Here is a 1576-nt window from a genome sequence, read left to right on the forward strand (position 1 = left end):
CCATGGCGTCGGCCTCCGCAGCGACTTCCACGATGGGGATCGGGCGAGCAAAAAGGCAGCAATTATGAGCCCCATACCTACAAAGCCCCACGCATCAAGCTTTTGCCCATGAAGCAACCAGGCAATGGCTGTAATTATGACGACGCCGAGTCCCGACCAGACTGCATAAGCAACACCGACAGGGATGGATTTCAGAACCAGAGAAAGAAAATAAAATGCGATGCCATAACCGATTATGACAACGGCGGAAGGGGCAAGCTTAGTAAAGCCCTCGCTAGATTTTAATGCGGATGTTGCGATTACTTCGCCAACTATTGCGATAACAAGAAAAAGCCAGCCTTTCATGATATATCTCCCAATTTGTGTAGGGCTTATTATGCACGCTTAAAAATAATAAAAGCAGACTTGACCTGATAGTTTGGCTGTGAGCAATTATGTGCTTAGTGCATCTAACGCATAGTTGAGCGGCGGGCGCAGCCCGTCCACTTCAACGCGGAGTTAGGCATCAGATGCCTGGGCGCCGGTCGATGCACTTTTCGCACGTGCTGCTCAACGCAAGATTCTCTCAATCGTTGCTTTGGCATATCGAACGAACGCAGCCGTCTCTTCGACGCGCATTGCTAGGTCGTCGTCCTCGCTACCCAGGTACGCCGCGCGTGCCTTGCAAATGATGGGCCGATGCTCGGCAGGCAAACGCTCCGATACCCATGCGGCAGCAACGTCCTTAGGAGCAATGAGACCCGTTGAAGCACTGTACCAAATGCGAGCAAGAGCAAGAACGACGTTCCGCTCGTCACCCTTCCAATCCGACTCTGAATTCCACTGGGCAATCGTGTCGAAAAGCGCCTTGGAAAAATGCTCGTTCGGCACCGGCTCGAAGAACGTGACTGCGGATGGACCTAGCAGAGCAAGGCTGTGTTGCCTCGCCTTGGTCAGCAAAATCGCAAGATCGTGATCCAGAACGGCAGGCTCGAACGTTCCGGAGAGGATGTCGTGGCGGAGCCACTCACCGAACTGAAGCTCACGTCGCGCCGGATAGCGCCAGGGCACTACTTCGCTTCGAGCGACAACAGTCACCTCCAGCGGTCGCCATGGTCCGCCATCGCCTGGCGGTGATGAGACTTTTAGCAGGTCGAGCATTAGTGCCTGCCGGAGCGAATCGTTAGGTGCGGCGCTGACGGTCACGAGCAAGTCGATGTCGCTGTCCGGCTTCAACCCTCCATCGAGCGCAGATCCGAACAGGTGGATTGTGTCCAGCGTTGCAGCCAGATGGCGCTCGATCACCCCGCGAGCGTGGGATAGCTGCTCGGAAATTTGTGCAGGAAAGAATTCACCCATGAAGATGCCTAACTTTGTTTTAGGGCGACTGCCCTGCTGCGTAACATCGTTGCTGCTCCATAACATCAAACATCGACCCACGGCGTAACGCGCTTGCTGCTTGGATGCCCGAGGCATAGACTGTACAAAAAAACAGTCATAACAAGCCATGAAAACCGCCACTGCGCCGTTACCACCGCTGCGTTCGGTCAAGGTTCTGGACCAGTTGCGTGAGCGCATACGCTACTTGCATTACAGC

Annotated in this window: 2 protein-coding genes; both read right to left on the bottom strand. The window is 54.4% G+C overall.

Annotation, left to right across the window (positions count from 1 at the left end; translation table 11 throughout):
* Positions 1-345, bottom strand: a 345-nt coding sequence (locus DN824_RS22350) for a quaternary ammonium compound efflux SMR transporter QacE delta 1 (protein WP_000679427.1), incomplete at its 3' end; no start/stop codon positions are given.
* Between the two features lie 204 nt (positions 346-549).
* Entirely contained in the window at positions 550-1338 is a 789-nt protein-coding gene (locus tag DN824_RS22355; protein ID WP_004356282.1) for an ANT(3'')-Ia family aminoglycoside nucleotidyltransferase AadA4, read from the bottom strand.
* Positions 1339-1576 lie beyond the last annotated feature (238 nt).

This window comes from Stutzerimonas nosocomialis (assembly GCF_005876855.1).
Lineage (GTDB): Bacteria > Pseudomonadota > Gammaproteobacteria > Pseudomonadales > Pseudomonadaceae > Stutzerimonas > Stutzerimonas nosocomialis.

What these genes read in the sequence shown, in the direction of transcription:
- DN824_RS22355 (WP_004356282.1), bottom strand. Translation starts at nt 1,338, where the DNA reads ATGGGTGAATTCTTTCCTGCACAAATTTCCGAGCAGCTATCCCACGCT.